General features: G+C 69.8%; 17 protein-coding genes. 3 read left to right on the forward strand and 14 right to left on the reverse strand.

Annotated elements, in window-relative coordinates; genetic code table 11:
- Nucleotides 1–10 precede the first annotated feature (10 nt).
- The 14 genes from ACFYXM_RS23545 to ACFYXM_RS23610 all read right to left on the reverse strand — a co-directional run bounded on the left by ACFYXM_RS23545 (nt 11) and on the right by ACFYXM_RS23610 (nt 14,876).
- Nucleotides 11–1,765, reverse strand: coding sequence for a bifunctional 3'-5' exonuclease/DNA polymerase (locus ACFYXM_RS23545; RefSeq protein ID WP_389292064.1), 1,755 nt, complete (start codon nt 1,763–1,765; stop codon nt 11–13).
- A 159-nt stretch (nt 1,766–1,924) separates the two neighbouring features.
- Nucleotides 1,925–2,977 (reverse strand): type III polyketide synthase, encoded by a 1,053-nt coding sequence (locus tag ACFYXM_RS23550; protein ID WP_389292065.1) that lies wholly within the window; start codon nt 2,975–2,977, stop codon nt 1,925–1,927.
- An 839-nt stretch (nt 2,978–3,816) separates the two neighbouring features.
- Nucleotides 3,817–5,022 carry a cytochrome P450 gene (locus ACFYXM_RS23555; RefSeq protein ID WP_389292066.1) on the reverse strand — a complete coding sequence of 402 codons (1,206 nt, stop codon included), beginning with the start codon at nt 5,020–5,022 and terminating at the stop codon, nt 3,817–3,819.
- Between the two features lie 382 nt (nt 5,023–5,404).
- Complete coding sequence (locus ACFYXM_RS23560; protein WP_389292068.1) at nt 5,405–6,439, reverse strand: DUF1259 domain-containing protein; 1,035 nt, start codon at nt 6,437–6,439, stop codon at nt 5,405–5,407.
- 680 nt (nt 6,440–7,119) lie between these two features.
- Entirely contained in the window at nt 7,120–7,293 is a 174-nt protein-coding gene (locus ACFYXM_RS23565) for a hypothetical protein (protein WP_362626325.1), read from the reverse strand.
- Nucleotides 7,294–7,506: 213 nt separating this feature from the next.
- Complete coding sequence (locus tag ACFYXM_RS23570) at nt 7,507–8,964, reverse strand: phytoene desaturase family protein (RefSeq protein WP_389292070.1); 1,458 nt, start codon at nt 8,962–8,964, stop codon at nt 7,507–7,509.
- Nucleotides 8,961–10,733 carry an ABC transporter ATP-binding protein gene (locus tag ACFYXM_RS23575; RefSeq protein ID WP_389292071.1) on the reverse strand — a complete coding sequence of 591 codons (1,773 nt, stop codon included), beginning with the start codon at nt 10,731–10,733 and terminating at the stop codon, nt 8,961–8,963. The genes ACFYXM_RS23570 and ACFYXM_RS23575 overlap by 4 nt, the downstream gene beginning before the upstream one ends.
- Nucleotides 10,730–10,906: a hypothetical protein gene (locus ACFYXM_RS23580; RefSeq protein ID WP_389292072.1), complete on the reverse strand. Its 177-nt coding sequence runs from the start codon at nt 10,904–10,906 to the stop codon at nt 10,730–10,732. Before ACFYXM_RS23580 ends, ACFYXM_RS23575 begins: the two co-directional genes overlap by 4 nt.
- A gap of 17 nt (nt 10,907–10,923) precedes the next feature.
- Nucleotides 10,924–11,643, reverse strand: a complete 720-nt coding sequence (locus tag ACFYXM_RS23585) for a class I SAM-dependent methyltransferase (protein WP_389292073.1) — start codon at nt 11,641–11,643, stop codon at nt 10,924–10,926.
- Nucleotides 11,640–12,185 carry a hypothetical protein gene (locus ACFYXM_RS23590; RefSeq protein ID WP_389292075.1) on the reverse strand — a complete coding sequence of 182 codons (546 nt, stop codon included), beginning with the start codon at nt 12,183–12,185 and terminating at the stop codon, nt 11,640–11,642. The genes ACFYXM_RS23585 and ACFYXM_RS23590 overlap by 4 nt, the downstream gene beginning before the upstream one ends.
- Nucleotides 12,182–13,210, reverse strand: coding sequence for an alpha/beta fold hydrolase (locus tag ACFYXM_RS23595; RefSeq protein ID WP_389292076.1), 1,029 nt, complete (start codon nt 13,208–13,210; stop codon nt 12,182–12,184). The genes ACFYXM_RS23590 and ACFYXM_RS23595 overlap by 4 nt, the downstream gene beginning before the upstream one ends.
- Entirely contained in the window at nt 13,207–14,043 is an 837-nt protein-coding gene (locus ACFYXM_RS23600) for a hypothetical protein (RefSeq protein ID WP_389292078.1), read from the reverse strand. The genes ACFYXM_RS23595 and ACFYXM_RS23600 overlap by 4 nt, the downstream gene beginning before the upstream one ends.
- 90 nt (nt 14,044–14,133) lie before the next feature.
- The gene (locus ACFYXM_RS23605; protein ID WP_389292079.1) at nt 14,134–14,313 is read right to left on the reverse strand and encodes a hypothetical protein; all 180 of its coding nucleotides are present in this window, start codon (nt 14,311–14,313) and stop codon (nt 14,134–14,136) included.
- 362 nt (nt 14,314–14,675) lie between these two features.
- Nucleotides 14,676–14,876 carry a hypothetical protein gene (locus ACFYXM_RS23610; protein ID WP_362626349.1) on the reverse strand — a complete coding sequence of 67 codons (201 nt, stop codon included), beginning with the start codon at nt 14,874–14,876 and terminating at the stop codon, nt 14,676–14,678.
- A gap of 551 nt (nt 14,877–15,427) precedes the next feature.
- Here ACFYXM_RS23610 and ACFYXM_RS23615 point away from each other — a divergent pair.
- The 3 genes from ACFYXM_RS23615 (at nt 15,428) to ACFYXM_RS23625 (ending at nt 18,748) form a co-directional block, all read left to right on the forward strand.
- The gene (locus ACFYXM_RS23615; protein WP_389292081.1) at nt 15,428–16,456 is read left to right on the forward strand and encodes an ABC transporter ATP-binding protein; all 1,029 of its coding nucleotides are present in this window, start codon (nt 15,428–15,430) and stop codon (nt 16,454–16,456) included.
- Complete coding sequence (locus tag ACFYXM_RS23620; protein WP_389292083.1) at nt 16,453–17,325, forward strand: ABC transporter permease; 873 nt, start codon at nt 16,453–16,455, stop codon at nt 17,323–17,325. The genes ACFYXM_RS23615 and ACFYXM_RS23620 overlap by 4 nt, the downstream gene beginning before the upstream one ends.
- A gap of 196 nt (nt 17,326–17,521) precedes the next feature.
- Complete coding sequence (locus tag ACFYXM_RS23625) at nt 17,522–18,748, forward strand: DUF2786 domain-containing protein (protein ID WP_389292084.1); 1,227 nt, start codon at nt 17,522–17,524, stop codon at nt 18,746–18,748.
- Nucleotides 18,749–18,815 lie beyond the last annotated feature (67 nt).

Genomic DNA, 18,815 nt, shown 5'->3' on the forward strand with positions numbered 1-18,815 from the left:
ATGCGGGCCCCTACTTCGCGTCCGAGTAGCGCTCCACCACCGCCGTCGTGAACGGAAAACGCACCGGTGTCTCGCCGAAGACCGTTCGCCCCGCCGTGTGACCGGCCGCCCGGATCGCCTCCACGACCGCCTCCGCCTCCTCGCGTGGACAGTGCACGATCACCTCGTCATGCTGGAAGAAGACGAGTTCGGCCCGGAGTCCGGCGGAACCGATCGCCCGGCGCAGGGCGGCCAGGAGCAGCAGCGCCCAGTCCGCGGCGCTGCCCTGCACCACGAAGTTGCGGGTGAAACGGCCCCGCGCGCGGGCGCTGGACGACGCGTAGCCGGGCGTGAACCCGCCGCTGGTGGAACCCCCGGAGTCGTCGGCGGACCCGAAAGCGGATCCGTTTCCGGCTCCGTCCGCGGAGAGGTGTGCGGGCTCCTCCTGGGGGATGCCGGCCTCGTCGTCCTCCGCCCCCCCACCGACCGCGGGCGGGCTGGTCCGGCCCAGCCACGTCCGTACCAGGCGCCCTTCCTCGCCCGCCTTCGCGGCCTCGTCGACATAGGCGACGGCCAGCGGGAACCTGCGGCGCAGGGCGGCGAGGTTCTTCAGGCCGTCGCCCGAGGTCTGGCCGTAGATGGCGCCGAGCAGGGCGAGCTTGGCGTGGTCCCGGTCGCCGTGGAACGCCCGGTCGGACAGTGCCGTGTAGAGATCGCCGCCGTGGCCGGCCACCTCCATCAGGCCCGGGTCGCGCGAGATCGCGGCCAGCACCCTGGGCTCCATCTGGTCGGCGTCGGCCACGACGAGGCACCAGCCTTCGTCGGCGACGACCGCCCGGCGTATCACCCTGGGGATCTGCAACGCACCGCCGCCGTTGGTCGTCCACCGGCCGCTGACGGTGCCGCCCGGCTGGTACTCGGGGCGGAAACGGCCGTCGTGCACCCAGTCCTGGAGCCAGCCCCAGCCGTGCGCCGTCCAGACGCGGTACAGCTTCTTGTACGCGATGAGAGGTGCCACCGCCGGATGGTCCAGCTCCTCCAGCTCCCAGCGCCGCGTGGACTTCACCTTGATCCCGGCCTGCGCGAACGCCTTCACGACATCGGCGGGGAGGTCGGGGCGGACGCGTCTGCCGAAGGCGGCCGAGACCTCGTCGGCCAGCTCGGCCAGTCTGCGGGGCTCCCCGCCGCCCGCGTAACGCTCGCCGAGCAGCTCCTGAAGCACCTCCCGGTGCACGTCCGCGCGCCAGGGCAGGCCGGCCTGGTTCATCTCGGCAGCCACCAGCATCCCGGCCGATTCGGCGGCCGTCAGCAGGCGCATCCGGCCCGGGTGCGCGGTGGCGTCGTGACGGCGGAGCTGGTCGGCGTAGACCTGGATCAGGTCCTCGAAGGGCAGGTCCGTGCCGGGGCGCGGCTCGAAGAGGGCGGACTGGGAGCCTGGCTCGGCGGCGCGGGGCGGCGGATCGGGAGGCACGGGGGCGTTGTGCAGGCGGGCGTGGGCGGCGGCAGCGGAGCGGGGTTCGCCCAGGCGGCCCTCGTGCGCGAGGAGGAGGGATTCGGCGACCTCGATGTCGTAACAGCGGTCCACGGGCACGCCCGCCGCGAGCAGTCGCGGGTACGTCTCGGCGGTGGAACGCCAGACCCAGCGCGTGACCTCCGGCCGGGAGCGGACGGCCGCCACGAGGTCGGGCTCGGCCAGGACCGGTCCGGTGGGCACGCCGGAAGCGTCCAGCGGGGCGAGGAGCGCGCCGCCGTTCTCCATGGTGGCCAGGGCCCAGCGTTCAGACATGCCATCGATTCTGGCACCCACCACTGACAATGGACACGGACAGTGAGTGTCCTGGATGCGTACGGTGACGGGACGGGGATGAGGTCCTGGGCCTCACCCTCGTCCCGCCACCGGCTTCCCGCACCGGAGAGGCCGACGGGGTCGGCCGACGGCGTACGGCTACGAGTCCGTCGTCCAGGTGCCCAGCGATATCTCGGCGGTGATGCCGGGTCCGAAGCCCGCCATCAGGCCGCGATGGCCGTCCAGGGCCGACCCCTCATCGAACATGCGACCGAGGGCGTCGATCACCACCGCGCTGGCTATGTTGCCGTACTCGGTGAGTGTCGCGCGGCTGAAGCGGAACGCCTCGGGCGGTACATCGAGGAAGCGGCTCAGATCGTCCAGGATGCGCGGACCGCCCGCGTGTATGATGTAGAAGTCCATCTTCCCGGCGTTCCACTGGTGCTCCTCGGCGACCGCGTTCAGGGCCGGGGCGAGGGGTTCCATCGTTCCGGGCACCCGCTTGTCGAGCTGGAAGTGGAACCCGGTGGACCGCACCGCGTAGGAGATCCAGTCCTCGGTGTCCGGGATGACGTACGAGCCGTTGCGTTCCATCCGGACCCCGGTGCCGCCTCGGCCCCGGAGCACGACGGCGGCGATGCCGTCGCCGAACAGCCCGTTGGAAAGCAGGGAGCCCACGCCCAGGTCGGTCGGCTGGTAGCAGAGCGAGCAGAACTCGCAGGCGACCACCAGGACGTTGCCGTCGGGGTACGCCCGGCAGAAGTCATGGGCGCGGTTGAGGGCGGCGCCGCCCGCGGCACAGCCGAGCTGGGCGATGGGCAGCTGACGCGTCTCCGGCCGGAAGCCCATCTCGCCGATGAGCCACGCCGTCGGCGGCGGCATCATGAACCCGGTGCAGGAGACGTACACGATCAGGTCGATCTGCCGCGGCTCCAGTTCGGCCTGATCGAGCGCCCGGCGCACCACCGCCGGGACGCGTGCCTTGGTGTGCTGCTCGTACGTGATGCTGCGGGCGTCGAAGCCCGGGTGCTGGAGCACCTTGTCGATCGGCTGGATCAGGTGCCGCTTCTGCACCCCGGTGTGTTCTATCAGGCGCAGGACCAGGCCGAGCTGTGGGTGGTCGCCGTGCAGCCGTCGAGCCAGTTCGAGGGTTTCCTCGTTGGTGATGACGTACTCGGGGACCTCGATTGCCGGCTTGCAGAGAACCGCCATGGAACTCCTCCTAGCGGACTTGGTCCACACGGCCGGGCCCGGAACGGTCGAGGAGTGTCCGCCGACGGCGGGAGACGGAGAGAAAGGGCGGGATCCGCCCACCACGACCCCCGCGCACCGCGTCGTGCGAGAGGGACTGTGGGGGGAAATCCCGCGCCGGTCTCAATACCCCTGGAGCGGGCGCGGACGGGCCGACCGTCGAAGACTGAGTTCTCGCCGTTCGTGGGCGGACCCTGGTCCGCCACGGCTTGGGTGGCCGTCGGGAACACGCTACGGCAGGTGGATCGGAGCCGCACGTCGAGACGCCGAACGCCGTCCCCACCGCCCTCACCCCGCCGTGCTGTGGCGGGGTGAGGGCGGTGGGGACGAAGCCGAGGAGGGCGAACGAGGGTGGGGCGGGGCGGGGCAGGCAGGACGGGATCGCGGAGTGGGCCCGATATGGCTGGTGTGCTCGGCGCGGGCCCGACGTGGCTGGTGCGCCTGATGTGCCCCATGTGTCCGATGCGCCCGGTGGTGCCTTGCGTGCGGGGGCCCGTTCCCGGGCCGGGCTTGTACTGGGCCCGATCCTGGGCCCTTCCGGTTGCCGGGCGCATCACCGGGCCGCATCATCGATGACGGTCGCGTCGGGGACGACGGCCGACAACGTCAGCAATGACGATCGACGAGCCACGAATGACAGCCGACGACGTCGGAGAAGACGCCGACGACGTCGGAGAAGACTTCGGCAACGCCGGGAGCGACGGCCGACGACGTCAGGGATGACGCCGACAACAGGCCGAGGGCCGTTCGCGGTGTGCCCGGCCGACCCGTGCCCGGCCGACCGGGCGGAGGCTGACCGGTTACCAGGTGACGGGCAGTTCGAGGGGGTAGCGCCAGATCGAGGTCTTGTTCCAGCGCACTTCCTCGGCTGGCGTCGCCAGTTTCAGCGCGGGGAAGCGCCTGAGCAGCGTTCCGATGGCGACCTCCAGTTCCGTGGCGGCGAGCGGCGCGCCGAGACAGTGGTGGCCGCCCCAGCCGAAGGTCATGTGCGACGGTCCTTCGCGCTCCAGGTCCAGCTCGTCGGGGCGGTCGAACTTCCGCGGGTCGCGGTTGGCCGTCAGATAGGAGACGTGCACGATGTCCCCGGCCCGGATCAGTACCCCGCTCAGCTCCACGTCCTCGGTGGCGACCCGGGGGATGCCGACGCCCTTGCGGAAGGGGATGAAACGCAGCATCTCGTCGATGGCCTGCGGCAGCTTCTCGGGGTGCTCACGCAGCATGGCCAGCTCGTCGGGCCTGGTCAGCAGGGTGTAGGAGATGTTCCCGAGCTCGTATGTGGTGGTGTCCTGGCCGGTGATGAGCAGGACCATGGCCATCACGGTCAGTTCCTGGTCGTTGAGGATCTCGTCCCCGTCGCGCGCCGTGGCCAGTGCGCTGATCAGGTCGTCGCCGGGGTTCGCGCGGCGCTCCGCGGTCAGCTTCTGGAAGTAGGCGCGGAGGTCGGCCTTGGACCGTACCGCGTTGTCCCGGTTCTCGACGGTGGTGTCCATCATGGTCCGGGCGTGGGCGCGCAGTTGTGCGTCGTCGCCCTCGGGGATGTCGAGCACCTCGCAGATGGTGGTCAGTGGCAGCGGAGCGGCCAGGTGCTCGAAGAGGTCCGCGGGGGCGCCGTGCTCCTCCATCCGGTCCAGCAACTCGTCCACGACGTGCTGGGTGCGTACCCGCATGCGTTCCATGTGACGGGGGGCGAAGCCCTTGGAGATCAGGCTGCGCAGCCGGCTGCTGCCCGGCGGGTCCATCACGTTGATCGCTTCGTCCTGCACGATCGGCTCAGGGGTCATGCGCGGGAAGTCCCGGCCGATGATGGCGCTCCGGCTGAAGCGCCGGTCGGTGGTCACCGTGCGCACGTCGTCGTAGCCGGTGACGAGCCACGCGTCGCCGTCGCCGTGCGGCAACCGGATGCGGGAGACGGGTTCTTCGGTCATCAAGTGCCTGAGAACCGGGTCGAATTCGAGGGCCTCGGCGTAGTCGAACGGGCAGAGCCGGGCGCCGGTGGCTGGTTCCATACGGAGCTCCAGAGGGAGAAAGACTGACGGGGTGGTTCGAGGAGGTGGAGGAGGGGCGGGTGGGCTGGACGGGACATGGGTGCCCGGTCTCCCACAAGGGCACGCGCCGTCGGGGTCCGATTGGTCCACATATTGGTCCATATGCAGAACGGATCCCACGGCCGGGCGTGTCCGGGTTCGCTGGACCGGCGGATCCGGCGCGCGGGCGGGTAAGGCGAAGCGGAGTGGGGCGGGGTGGGGCGGGGGCGGGGTGGAGTGGAGGTTCGGCGGGCCGGGATGCGCCGGGCCGGTGCTCGCGGTGTCACGGGCGGCGGACCGGGCGCGCGTCGCGGTGGCTGTACCGGCGGTACAGGTACGGGTACGGGTTCGGGTTCGGGGCGGCTCAGCCGATCGGGGCCGGTACGACGTTGGCCGCTTCCAGGGCCGGCCGGATCGCGCGGGCGAGTGCGACACCGTCGTCCACGGCCCAGAAGTGGGTGAAGAACAGACGGGGGTCCTCGGCGAGGTGGTGGTTGTGCAGCTCGACGAGCTTGATCCCGCCCCGCCGCAGGGCCTTCAACACGGCCGGTGTCTCGTCGGCGAGCATGGCGCAGTCGCCGCTGAGCGCGGCCCGGCCGCCGCCCAGGGGCTGGAAGTTGAACGCGCTGGTCGAACCCAGGCCGGGCGGCAGGATCAAGTGACCGTCCGCGATCGTCTCGCGGCGGATGAAGAGAATCTTGTAGAGCCCGTCCTCGATGGTTCCCTTTGTGCCGAGCACTGCCTCCATCCCGGCGGTGTCCAGGTCGACCGGGGCCGACGGCCGCGGCGGCCGGGCGGGCGGGGTGCCGGTACGGTCGAGCCCGGCGCGCAGGCCACGGGCCATGGCCACGGGGTCGTGGCCGTGCGCGTGGACGTGGGTCCACCAGATGTCCGGGGTCTGGGCGAGCAGGTGCTTGTGAAGCGCGGTCTGCCCGATCCCGTGCGCCAGCCAGGCGTCGGTCACCCGCTGCAACTCGTCCTCGGTGACCGCTACGTCGCCCATGAGCATCGTGCTGCCGTCGGCGTAGCGGACGAAGGCCACGTGCGTGCCGAGCGCGAGCCCCGGGGTGACGTTCACCCCCTCGGAGACCACGTGCAGGTCCCGCCGGGGAAAGCCCGTGTGGTAGATGGTCCCGCGCAACATGTTGCCCGCGCGACCCAGCGCCCGTGCCACGCCGGCCCAGTCCTCCAGCGCGGTGGGCACCGGCGAGACCCGCCCGCCGCGCGGGTTGGTGCGCCCTGTGAGTTTGTTGCTGGTGCCGGTGGCGGCGCCGGTGGACGCCCCTGCGGCGGTCAGCGCCGGCGCGAGCGCCGCTGCCGCCAGCACTCGGCGTCGTGATGTGAACGCCTGTGCATTCGTGTCGTGCTGTCGGTCTCCGGTCCTGCTGTCGGTCTTCACGTGATCGCCTCCATGGCGCGATGAAAACACGTGAAACGCGGACAAAAGAATGAAAGCGGATACATCGTCAGCGGGTCGGGCCGGATGGCCCAATGGCCTCACCGGATGCCCTGTCGGGCGCTTCGCTTCCCGCCCTGTCGCCGCGGCGCGGCGACGAACGCGTGCGACGCCACGGGGGCGGTGGTCGCGCCCGTTCACGCCGATTGGTTTTGCTTTCCCGGAGGGTTGTACGGGCGGCCGGTGGTGTGGCCGCCAAGTGCTTGGGGTGGGAGGGGCGGAAGGGAGGCTGTCAAAACTGGCGCTGTGTCAGAAGCCGCGCGCACGCGGGGATGGTCCCCGGCAGTGCCCGTTCCTGCGCAAGGCCGAGTACGTCGTACTGCGCGTGCGGAAACCCCGGCTCCATGAGGTATCGGGCACCCCTTACCGCCTGACGGACGACGGATGGCGCACGTCCGAGCGCGATGTGCTGTCGGCGTACGACAAGCCCGGTTTCTCGGCATGCTCGCCTCCCGGCTTCACCGGGAGCTGTGTGGTGTGACCGTCGTGGACCTTCCGCACCCCGGCCACACTGCTTCCGCCCTCAAAGGGTTCGGTCCTCAGCCCCGACCGGGGACGGGGCTGAGGACCGAGCACGCATGAGGTTTCCTCACGTGGTGCTTTCACCACCGCGCATGGCGGTGTCAGCCGTTGGCGCGCTCCTCGGAAACGACCTGCTGCCGCAGTTCCACCAGCGCGCGAAGAGCCTCGCTGTACATGTGAATGCTCTTCTCGCTGTGCGTGTCGATTGCGGTCTTGACTTCCTTGAAGGTCTTGGCGATGACCTCGTCCAGGGTGTTCTTGTCGATGCCGTTCATGGTTCTGTTCCTTTCATGGGGGGACGGGGCGTGAGCGGCCCCGTTGACTGCCCACCGGACGCGGCCCTGTGGCGAGGCGCGGGGGCACGGTACGCATGGCGCCCCCTGCCGCGAACACCGGGTGGCCGGTGGGAAGATGGTGGAACGGCGTGTGTCCGACGCGGAGCACGTGGGTGCTGCGGCCACGGCACACGCCTGGGCGTCATCTGAGCATCAGACGCGTTCCTTCGGCTTCGGGGAGAGATCGGGTGGGGTGCGCAGCCCGTAACGGGTCCGGAGTGCGGACCGGGCCGCGAGGTAGCCGCACATGCCGTGTACGGAAGGCCCGGGGGGCGTGGACGCCGAGCACAGATACACGCCTGGGAGTGGCGTTCTGTACGGGTCCCAGCGTGCCACGGGCCGGGCGAGGGACTGGCGCAGCGTCATGGCACCGGCGGCGATGTCGCCCCCGACGTAGTTCGGGTTGTACTCCTCGTACTGGGCGGCGGGCAGCCCCCGGGAGGCGACGATGGTGTCGCTGAAGCCGGGCGCGTACTCCTCGATGCGCCGCCGGATCAAGTCGGTCGGGTCGCGCTCGTCACCATGAGGGACGTGGGCGTAGGCCCATACGGGCCGCCTGCCCGACGCCGCGCGCGACGGATCGGTGACGGCGGGGTCCACGACCAGGACGAAGGGGTCGGGAACCGCGCGACCTGCCGCGGTGGCCGTTTCCTGCCGGACGATGTCGCTGTGGGTACCGCCGAGGTGTACGGTGCCGGCCTGCCGTACGAGGGGATTGGCCCAGGGGATGGGTTCGCTGACGAGGAAGTCGGCCTTGGCCGCGCCCGGTCCGTACCGGTAGCGGCGAAGGGCACGTGCGTAGCGGCTGGGCATCCGCTGCCCGGCGGCGGCGAGGAATTCCTTGGGACTGATGTCCAGCATGACCAGCGGGACATCGCCGAGTTCGGCCAGGTCGCGGACATGGTGACCGGTGTGGATGGTGCCGCCGTGAGCGATGATGTCGGCCGCCAGCGCGTCGGCGATGCGCGCGCTTCCGCCTTCCGCGAGCGGCCAGCCACTGCTGTGGGCGGCGTGTCCCAGGAGCAGCGCGACCACCGCGGACGTCGGTGAAGGGAGTTTCCCCACCGCGTGGGCGGCCACTCCGGTCAGGAGAGCCCGCGCCTCTTCGGTGGCGAACGGAGTACGTGCCGTGCCGTGGGCCAGGGCGCGGGAGGCGAGCAGCACGGCGGCCGTCAGGTCCCGGGGCAGGGAACGCTGAGAGGACAGGACCAGGTCGACGACCGCGCCGGACCGTTCGGCCAGCGGAGCCATGAGCCGGGTCCAGCGCGGGCCGTCCGCGCCCAGGCCCTCGGCGGTGCGTGCGATGTCACGCCATGCCGCCGCGGCGCGCCCGTCGGGGAGAGGGTGCGCATACGGCATGCCGGGCTGCAGGAGCCGTACTCCCCTGGCCCCGAGATCGAACGCACGGAAGAACGTCGAGGCGGCAGCCATCGGGTGCACGGCCGAACAGATGTCGTGCACTACGTCGCTGTCGAACAGCGGCGCCGTACGCAGGCCGCCGCCGATGGTGTCGGCCTTCTCGAACAGGGCGACCTGGAGGCCCGCTCTGGCGAGGGTCACCGCAGCTGCGAGTCCGTTGGGTCCGGTGCCGACGACCGCCGCGTCGGTCATGACACGGCCTCGGCCGCGGCGAGCTGACGGGTGACCAGCCTGCGGTAGGTGGCATCCCGGTCCATCAGCTCGGCGTGGGTGCCGCGGGCGCGCAGCCGGCCGTCTTCGATGACCAGGATGTGATCGGCGCCGACGGTGGTGGACACACGGTGCGCGATCGTGAGGACCTGGCAGTGGGCGCCGATGGTGGTGAGCGCGTCCCGCAGCGCGTTCTCGGAGTCGGAGTCGAGGTTGGAGGTGGCTTCGTCGAGGAGGAGGACGTCTGGTTTGGTCAGCAGCGCGCGGGCGATGGCCAGGCGCTGACGCTGGCCGCCGGAGAGGCCGTGGCCGCCCTCGCCGAGTTCCGTTTCCATGCCGTTGGGCAGGGCTGCTATCACGTCGGTGAGATGAGCCGCCCGCAGGGCCTCGGCGATGTCCTCGGGGGTGGCATCGGGCTGGGCGTACACCAGGTTCTCCCGTACGGTGCCGCGCATCAGCGGAGCCTCCTGCTCCACCAGGCCGATCCGGCCCCGCAGCTCGGTGAGCGGCATGGCGGTGATGTCGCGGCCCGCGACGCGTACAGTGCCTCGGTCGGGGGCGTAGAAGCGCTCGATGAGCTGGAACAGTGTGGTCTTGCCCGCGCCGGACGGGCCGACGATCGCGGTCACGCCGACGGGGGGCAGGGAGAACGACACCTCCTGCACGGCGGGGACGGTCTGACCGCTGTGGGCGAAGGTCACCTGGTCGAATGCGACGGACACGTCCTCGGCGGTGACGGCCACGACCGAGACATCCTTGCCGGAGACATCCGTGCCGGCGGCGGAATCGGCGCTCTCCTCGGCGTCGCCTTCGGTGGTCTCCTGCTCCACCGCGGCCAGCTCCCGGACCCGGTCGATGGCGGCCCGGCCCTGTTGCAGTTCCCCGAGGGCCATGAACAGCATCACCAGCGGAGACACCAGGTAGAACAGGTACATGATGAACGCGGTGAGGTCCTCGATGGGCAGGTCCCCGGTGGCGGTCCGGGCCATGCCCCAGGTGATCACCACGGCAAGGGAGACCTGGGTGCCCACGTTCATGGCGGGCATGAGCATGGCCGACAGGCGGGTCACATGGACACCGCTGTCACGCGCGGCGTCGGCGAGTTCCTTGAGGCGGTCGGCCTCCCGCCGCTCGGCGCGGGACGCCTTCACCGTGGTGAGCGCGCCGAGGATCCTGAGCAGCCCGGAGCCGTAGTCGCTGGTGTCCTCGCGGTTGGTCACGGCCGCCTTGCGGACCGCTCGGGCCAGCCCCAGGGCCACCGCGGAGGCGACACCCAGACAGCCCGCCGTGACCAGCAGCATCCGCCAGTCGATCCAGGCCATGACGACGATGCATCCCACGCTGGTGAACCCGGCCGTGACGACCTGGGCCACGGACGACGACAGGGCGACCCGGGCGATGGAGGTGTCGGCCACGGTGCGGGTGAACACATCGCCGTGTTCGAGCTTGTTGAACTCCCTCACCCGGGCGTGCAGCAGTCGCCCGGTGAGCGTGGTGCGCATGTCCAGGACGATGTTCTCGCCGGCCCGTCCGATCAGGTAGAAGTGGGTGGCCGCCAGCAACGCGTCGGCGGCGAACAGGGCGGCGATGAACGCGATGGGCCGGCCCACCGATTCGTCCAGCGCGACCGCTTCGATCAGTTCACCGATCAGCAGAGGTTGCAGCAGGGTGGCGGCCGTACCCAGCAGCCCGAGGAAGATGCCGACGGCCAGCAGCAGCCGGTGGCGGCGCACGATCACGGATATGTTCACGACTTGCCCTCACCGAAGAAGATCGCGACGATCGCGGCGATGCAGGCCGCGAAGATCAGGCTCAGGACCCATGTGCGCCGGGTCAGTCCGCCGTCCCCTCTGAACAGCACCAACATGCTCGGCACGGTGAACGCGAGGGCGGAGAAGAACCACGCCACGCGGCTTGCTGTCAACACTGGCCGGCTCCTTCCTAGTCGGCGCGGTGCGCCACGTACCAGTCATAGGGCTGCAAGCCCTCGGCGGGATAGACGCGGTCGATCGTGAACCCGGCCTCGACCAGGCATGCCTCGACCTCTTCACGCTCGATCAGCAGAATCCGCTCGCTGAACTCGACCGGTGGTTCGCCGTCCTTGTCGACACGGGTGTCCATGGTGAGCACGTCCGCCTCGTCGAGGACGACGGTGAAGGTGGTCGTTCCGCCATGGTGGGGCATGGGAACGGTGAGCGTGTGCTGCTCCACGAGGGGCCGGTAGGCGCTGGTGGAGTAGTACTCCAGCGACAGGGAACCGCCCGGCGCGAGTACCTGGAAGATGTGCTCGAAGGCGGTCGTGAGCTCCTCACGGGAGCGCACGCAGGCGAGCGAGCCCATGGTGGAGTAGGCCGCGTCGAAGGGGCTGTCGAAAGGCAGGGGGCGGCGGAAATCGCCTTCCACCGGCGTCACGTTCTCGGGAACGTCCTTGCGGCGGAACTCGTCCAGCATCGCCGGGGAGTTGTCCATGCCGGTCACCTCGCGGGCGATGCCGGCCACCGGCAGCGCCACGCGGCCGGTGCCCACGCCGATCTCCAGCACCCGCGCGTCCGTGACGTACGGGCGCAGCCGGTCGACGGCCTCCTCGGTCGGCATGGCCGGGGCGATCAGGGAGTCGTAGACGGACGCCACCGCGGTGCCGTACTGCACGTCGTGGGTCACGGGTTCACCTTTTCGTAGTCGAAGACCAGGTCGTACTTGGGGTCCTCGCTGTGGTCGTAGCCGGAGTAGCGCACGAGCATGACCTGGAACAGCGGATAGTCCGGCTCGGGCGTCAGACGGGTCCGCACGAACTCGTTGACGAGCTGGTAGGCCGACTTCTTGGCCTCCTCGTGCAACGGGGTCATCGCGCCGGGGTTGTGCACGAGGGTCGACGCGACGTCGAAGATGGCCTTCTCGATGCGGCGGCCAGGGAACCAGAAGGCGTGGATCATCTTCCGGGGGTTGATCGCGTACACCTCGCGCCACTCCGTGTGCCGCTTCTTGTCCTCGCTGGCGAGCCGGTACAGGAAGTGCTGGTCCTCCATGGCAGGCGTGGGCGCGAAGAACCGCCAGTTGGGGATCGCGATCCCGGTGCCGGTCTTGTCCGCCTTGCGGACCTTGTCGAAGCCGCGGTCGGGGTGCTGGGCCAGCACGGATGCCACGAACCATCCGGCGAAGATCGCGGGAACCGCCCGCTCCATCGCCTTCGCCGTCCTGCTCACACTGCCTCCTGCGGTTGCTGCTGGTGCCCGGCGGAGAACCGGCTGGTGACCTCCGCCACCGCGTCCTCGATCGCCCGGGCGGTGAGCGGGGCGTGCTCGGTCCCGCCGGTGATGGACAGATGGGTGGAGCCCGGGATGGTGAGGACGCTGCCCCCGGTGCCCGAGGCGACGTACTCCTCGTACAGTTCGCCGTGTTCGGGTGTGCTCCGCATGGTCGATTCGGCGGCCAGTACCCGGACCGGCATCTCCAGGGAGTCGAGGGGTCGGCCGCCGTCGAGCATGAACGCGTACGAGTAGTCCCACTCCCGGCGCGTGGTGTGCCAGGTCGAGGTGGAGGAGCTTTCGAGCCGCAGGGTCCGGTAGTGCGGGCTGCCCTCGGCGAAGGCGAACAGGCCCTTCTTGTCGATCAGCAGACCGCCGCCGAACGCCGCCGACCAGGGGCCGAGTTTCATCGTCAGGTTCACACCGCGCGAACCCTCGCGCTGCTTGCGGGAGTTCAACAGCTCGCCGGGGTGGGTCGGGTCGACGAGGACCAGGCCGTGAATCCGGCCGGTGGGGGCCGCCGCCGCGGTGCGGTGGACGAGGTAGCCGCCGAGGGAGTGACCGACGAGCAGGCAGGGGCCGTCGTTGCCCACGCCTTCGTCGATGATCTCCAGGAGATCGTTCACGGACTCGTTCAGGGAGTAGTCCTCGGGGCAGCGGCGCAGCGAACCGCGGTACCCGGCACGGTCGTACAGCAGCAGGGAGATGCCGGGGTCGAGGTGGTCGGCCATGAGCAGCCAGGACGCCGAGGTGTTCATCAGCCCGGCTTCGAGGACGAGGGTCGGTCCCCCCGGGGTGCCGCGGCGCGTGTGGTACGTGAGGATGTTGCCGCTGGAGCAGCGCCGTCGGTGCTCCTCGAACCCCGCGTGGCCGCGGCGGGAAACGAAGTTGGCGTACGTCCGGTGGGCCAGGCCGGCGGCCAGGCACGCCGCCAGTCCCGCCGTCGTGAGTGTGGGGAAGGTCAGTGCCGGTCGCGTGTTCACGACGCCTCCCCGGTGCCCTTGGCGAGTGCGCGCACGGACGGGTAGGTCGACACGAAGGCCCAGGCGAAGCGGGAGAGACCCATGAAGCGGGCGTTGGCCAGGTGGAAGGCGCCCATCACCAGCAGACCGGCGTCGATGTACTTGCCCTTTTTGAGCAGCAGCAGCGGGAAACCGGACTCCAGGGCGAGGACCCCGTGACAGATCGCGCGGGACACGGCGGGATACCGGTCGAGCTGCTTGAAGAACCACTCGTCGCCGTAGGTCTGCGTCCGCATGATCTTCGCCAGTGCGTCGCCCGAGCGCCAGGCGTCACCGGGGAGTTTGGCCCATCCGGACGCGCCGTACGACAACACGGTCTGGGCGCCGATGAACTGCACGGCGGCGCGGCGGGTGGCGTCCGTACCGCCCGCGCGGCCGAGCGCCGCCGCGGTCTGCACCAGGAAGGACACCTGGTCGGAGCCGTCGGTGCCGAAGAGATGCCGGGGGTATACCAGGACCTGGCTGACGGCCAGATAGGCGTTGGCGGCCATCCGTACCTTGTTGTTCCGCACCGGCGAGATGAGCAGCGCCGCCGCCAGGGCGCGGGAACCGTGCATGGCCTGGGTGACTGGTTCGCGGGCGATGAAGTCCCTGACCGCCTGCATTCCCCGGGTCCGGGCCGGGACCTGTGCCCTGGTGTGGGTCCAGTCGTTCAGACCGCCCGGTTCACGGTCCGTCCTGCGCACCATGTATTCGAGGCTGGACAGGAGATGCGTGGCGGCGGACAGCCGTTCGGCGGTGGTGAGCGGCTTGGCGCATGCCGATTCAGCCACCTTGCGGAGACGTGACAACATGATCTGTTCCTGATCGCTTGGCTGTTGCGGTGGCGGAGCAAGGAGGAGGCGGGGAGCCCTTGACCAGAGGGCTCCCCGCCGGTGTCCCCGTTACTTCTGGGCGGTCTTGACCGCGACGCCGACACCGGCGGCGGCGGTGAGGATGGCGGACGCCTTCGCGCCCGCCACGACGCCCGCCACGAAGGCGGCCGGGGTGGCCATGACAGGGGCGACCGAACCGTCGGCCGACTGGCCGATACCGGCGTTGACCTTCTCAATGAGCACGGACATGGTGCTTCCTCCTTTGATCTGGTAAATCGGACTGGGGCCGGTTCTGGCAGGCACCAGCACTGCCTGCCAGAACCGGACCGTCTGGCGCAGCCCGAACGGGGCTGCTGATGGGGTCCACCACACGCTCACGCAACGGACCGAACAGAATTGGCCATGAGCGGACGGGCGCCGGGGAACGGCCGCCCGAGGAACGACTGCCAGGGAATGGCTGCCCGGGCAATGACTGCTTCCCGGGCGTGGGCCGATGCCGTCCATGCGCCGGAACGACCGTGCCGAGCGGGTGTGTGGGGGTGGTGCGTGGTGAACGGCCCTTCCACGGGCCGGCCCATGGCCGGCGCCCGGAGCGGGCGCGGTCACCAGGGTCAGCCGGTCGCGACCTTGTACGCCACGTAGGCCGCACCGGTCACCGCGGCGGCGCCGACGACGGCACCGGCAGCCTTGGCGACCACGGGCGTCGCGATCAGGGCCGGGGTGGCCATGACCGGGGCCGCACCGCCGGCAGGGGCGCCTGCCTCAAGGATTCCCGCGAGGGACGAGTTGGCGTTTACCTTCTTGGTGAGCATGGATTCCCTTTTCCGTGTGTTCAGGCGTGGAGAATCCCGTCGCATTGTTCAATCAAGGCGGCGGATATGAATTCTCATGGCCTGTGATGAATTACGCGCTGCTGCCTGAGGGAAAAATCCGGTCAGGCTTCATGATGTGCAGTGGGCGGCAAAGGGGTGGTGAAGAAAATCGGGGAAGATGGCGAATGGATTCGGGCATGGTAATGCCCAACCATTTGCTTTGATTCCCCGTACCCCGTTGAGCTTGACGGCAAGTGCCCAGGTCAGATGGCCAAGCCGTCCTGCGAGACATGAAGCTAATCGACCGCAAAGCATGAGTCAAGGTCAACTTGGCGAAACCTTTATGTATTGCCATTTGTTAATGATCGGGTAAAATGTCCGAATTTTGAGGTCTCGGGAAATGTAAAGGGGCTCGAACCTCAAGGGAAGCTCAAAGAGGAGAGGTTTGTGCCTGGTAGGCAATTCGGAATCACTCAATCCGGTTAGCTGGAAGGCGGTCGTCGTGTGAGGATCTGTTACGCCTCACCCCCGCATGCGAGGAGGACGAGAACATGGCGGAAGTGAAGGAAGCGAAAGCCGCTCATATCGATGTCCACGATGTTTGGCGCCGATATGGACGCGGGAAGAACGCGTTCGACGCCGTGCGTGGTGTCAGCTTCAGCGTGCGGCCGGGTGAGCTGTTCGCCCTGCTCGGCACCAACGGGGCCGGCAAGACCTCCACCGTCGAACTCCTGGAAGGTCTGGCCGCGCCGCGGCAGGGGAGCATCCGCCTGTTCGGCTCTCTCGACCCCGTCGCCGACCGTGCCCGGGTGCGTCCGCGTACCGGCGCGATGTTGCAGGAGGGAGGTTTCATCTCCCATCTGACCGTGCGGGAGACGGTCGGGATGTGGGCCGAGCTGACCTCCAGATCGCGCCCGGTCGGTCGGGCCCTGGAGCTCGCGGGCCTCTCCCATCGCTCCGATGTGATGGTGCAGAACCTGTCCGGCGGGGAGCGGAGGCGGCTGGATTTGGCCATTTCCACCCTGTCGCGGCCCGAGATCCTCTTCCTCGACGAGCCCACCGCCGGCATGGACCCCGAAGGGCGCCATGCGACCTGGGAGTTGATACGGGAGCTGCAATCCCGGGGGGCGACGATCCTGCTCACCACGCACTACCTGGAAGAAGCCGAATCCCTCGCCGACCAACTGGCGATCATGCACCGTGGGCGGATCGCGGCCTCGGGTTCGGTCGCGCAGATCGTCGCCGATCATCCGTCCACCCTGTCCTTCGGGCTGAACGGGCGGACGGCCGCCGAACTGCCCGTCAGCGGGACGGTGCGGGAACGCAACGGCCGGGTGACCGTCACCACCGGGCAGTTGCAGAAGGACGCCGCCCGCCTTCTCGCGTGGGCCGAGGACCACGATGTGGTGCTCGACCGGTTCACCGCACGGCCCGCTTCCCTCGAAGAGGCGTTCATCAGCATCGCGGGCGTCGGCGGGAGCCAGGGGCGGGAGGACCAGCCGCAGGAGGACCAGCCGCAGGAGGGCCGGCGGCAGGACGACCGGCGACAAGAGGGCCGACGACAGGAAGAGGCGGTGTGAGCGGCGTGGACGGCGTGGACGGTGTGAGCGTTGGGGGCGGTGTGAGCGGCGTGGACGAGGTGGAACGCACGGGCGGCGATCATGACGCGGGCGGCGTGAGCGGTGTGAACAGTACGGCCATGCGGCACATGCGGACCCTGTTCCGGATCGAATGGAAGCTGTTCAACCGGATCAAGTCCAACTACATCTTCGTGCTTCTCGTCCCGGTCATGATTCTCATGGCGATGCGGTTCGTGCAGGAACAGCTGGACTTGGGGGAGCACGGTCTCCAACCCGGGCCGTTGATGGTGTCCACCGCCACCGGGATTCTGTTGATCTTCTCCTTGTACTCGTCCGTCACCGGTCTGTACGTGGCGCGCAGGGAGGAGCTCGTCCTCAAGCGGCTGCGCACCGGGGAGGTGTCCGATCCGGTGATCCTCGCGGGTGGCGCCTCCATGTACGTCGCGATCTGTGTGGTTCAGATCGTCGCGGTGGCGGTGGTGCTGTCCGTGATGTTCGGAGCGGTCCCGCGGCAGCCCTTCTCGGCCGTGATGGGGCTGATCACCGGGGTCGCGCTCATGACGGCGATGGCGGCGGCCACGGCGGCTCTGTGTCGTACGGTCGAATCCGTACTGGTCGCCACCTTGCCGGCGATCTTCATCCTGCCGATGATCTCCGGGGTCTACATCCCCCGGGAGGTGCTGCCGGACGCCCTGGGTGAGGCGTTGCTGTTCGCCCCCCTCTCCTCCACGGTCGATCTCGTGCGTTCGGGGTGGACCGGAGAGCTGTCCATGAGCGGTGTGCTGGGCAGGTCCGTACTCGCTCTCGCCTGGACCGGTGTGTTCGCCTGGATCGCGGCCCGCCGCTTCCGATGGGAACCGCGGACCTGAGCCGGCCGGTGAGTGGTCGGGCGGATGGTGGGAGAGGAGGGGGAGGCGGGGCGAGGAGCGGCCGGTGATCATGTGAGACCGCGATATCCACAGGTTGTGGACGGCGGTGTGGGCAGACCGCCCGACCTGCCGGGACGGGGGCAGGCCGGATCCGTCCGGTGCCCCGCCCGTCCGGCGCCCTGCCTACGCTGACCTCATGGAATCGGTGATCGACCAGGCATTCGCGGCTGCCCTCTACTCGGACGGCGACGCCGGTCTCGACACCGGGGCCTCGTTCCTGGCCGCCGCGCCGGCGGCCGACGCGGAGCTCGTCCGGCGCGGCGAGGAGTTCGTCCGCCGAGCCTGGGAACGCGGCTGGCAGCCTGCCGACCTCATACGCTTCGTCCGTCGTGAACTCGGCGAGACGGCCGTCGGACTTGTCGCAGGGCTGATCGTTTCGGAGACCGGACGGTACGAGGGGCTGCCGCCCCGCTGGCGGGGGCAGATCGACAGGTTGCCCGACGCGCCCGCCCGGAACCGGCCCGACCGGTTCTCCTACGCCTCCGCCCTCCTCGGGCTCTACCGGCTGCTGCTTCGGCTCCCCGCCATCGAACCCGTCGGCCCGCCGCCCGGCACCTCCTCCCTCGTGCGGCCCCTGCCGCCCGCGCATGACGAACCCCGGATGCTCACCCGCATCCGTGCCCTGCTCGCCAAGGCGGAGGCGACCGGCTACCCCGAGGAGGCGGAGGCCCTGACCACCAAGGCGCAGGAGCTGATGGCCCGGCACTCCATCGACGAGGCCCTGCTCGCCGCCCGTACTCACCGCGCGGAAGCCCCCGGCGCGTGCCGCATCGGGGTCGACGCTCCGTACGAGACGGCGAAGGCGATCCTGCTCGACGCGGTCGCCTCGGCGAACCGCTGCCGCGCGGTGTGGAACGGCGACCTCGGCTTCTCCACGGTGGTCGGCTTCGAGCCGGACCTGGAGGCCGCGGAACTGCTGTACACGTCCCTGCTGGTCCAGGGCACGGCGGCGATGACGAAGGCGGAGGCCGGGCAGCGGGCCGGTGGGCGCAAGCGCACCAAGACGTTCCGGCAGTCCTTCCTCATGGCGTACGCCCAGCGTCTGGGCGACCGGCTCGCGGCCGACACCGCCCGCGTCACCGAGGCCCGGGCCGAGGCCGAAACGGAAGCCGGAACCGGGGCCGGGGGTGAAGGCGCTTCGGCGGCCCGGCTGCTTCCGGTCCTCGCGGCTCGCGATGTCGCCGTCACGGAGGCCGCCGATCGGATGTTCCCGCAGACCACGACCACCAGGGTCCGCGGCGTCACCGACCTCGACGGATGGAACGACGGAACGGCCGCCGCCGACCGTGCCAGGACGGGCGGCCCGGGGCCCGGCCTTCCCGACGGGCGCAAGCCGCGCCGCGGGTCCGGGAGGCGGACGTGAGGCGGGAGGCCGAGCCCCCGGCGTACCGGGGCGCGGTGGTTCCATGGCGCCGGGATGCCGGGCCCCT

The organism is Streptomyces sp. NPDC002476 (assembly GCF_042889785.1).
Classification (GTDB): domain Bacteria; phylum Actinomycetota; class Actinomycetes; order Streptomycetales; family Streptomycetaceae; genus Streptomyces.

What these genes read in the sequence shown, in the direction of transcription:
- ACFYXM_RS23545 (WP_389292064.1), bottom strand. Translation starts at nt 1,765, where the DNA reads ATGTCTGAACGCTGGGCCCTGGCCACCATGGAGAACGGCGGCGCGCTC.
- ACFYXM_RS23550 (WP_389292065.1), bottom strand. Translation starts at nt 2,977, where the DNA reads ATGGCGGTTCTCTGCAAGCCGGCAATCGAGGTCCCCGAGTACGTCATC.
- ACFYXM_RS23555 (WP_389292066.1), bottom strand. Translation starts at nt 5,022, where the DNA reads ATGGAACCAGCCACCGGCGCCCGGCTCTGCCCGTTCGACTACGCCGAG.
- ACFYXM_RS23565 (WP_362626325.1), bottom strand. Translation starts at nt 7,293, where the DNA reads ATGAACGGCATCGACAAGAACACCCTGGACGAGGTCATCGCCAAGACC.
- ACFYXM_RS23570 (WP_389292070.1), bottom strand. Translation starts at nt 8,964, where the DNA reads ATGACCGACGCGGCGGTCGTCGGCACCGGACCCAACGGACTCGCAGCT.
- ACFYXM_RS23600 (WP_389292078.1), bottom strand. Translation starts at nt 14,043, where the DNA reads ATGTTGTCACGTCTCCGCAAGGTGGCTGAATCGGCATGCGCCAAGCCG.
- ACFYXM_RS23605 (WP_389292079.1), bottom strand. Translation starts at nt 14,313, where the DNA reads ATGTCCGTGCTCATTGAGAAGGTCAACGCCGGTATCGGCCAGTCGGCC.
- ACFYXM_RS23610 (WP_362626349.1), bottom strand. Translation starts at nt 14,876, where the DNA reads ATGCTCACCAAGAAGGTAAACGCCAACTCGTCCCTCGCGGGAATCCTT.
- ACFYXM_RS23615 (WP_389292081.1), top strand. Translation starts at nt 15,428, where the DNA reads ATGGCGGAAGTGAAGGAAGCGAAAGCCGCTCATATCGATGTCCACGAT.
- ACFYXM_RS23625 (WP_389292084.1), top strand. Translation starts at nt 17,522, where the DNA reads ATGGAATCGGTGATCGACCAGGCATTCGCGGCTGCCCTCTACTCGGAC.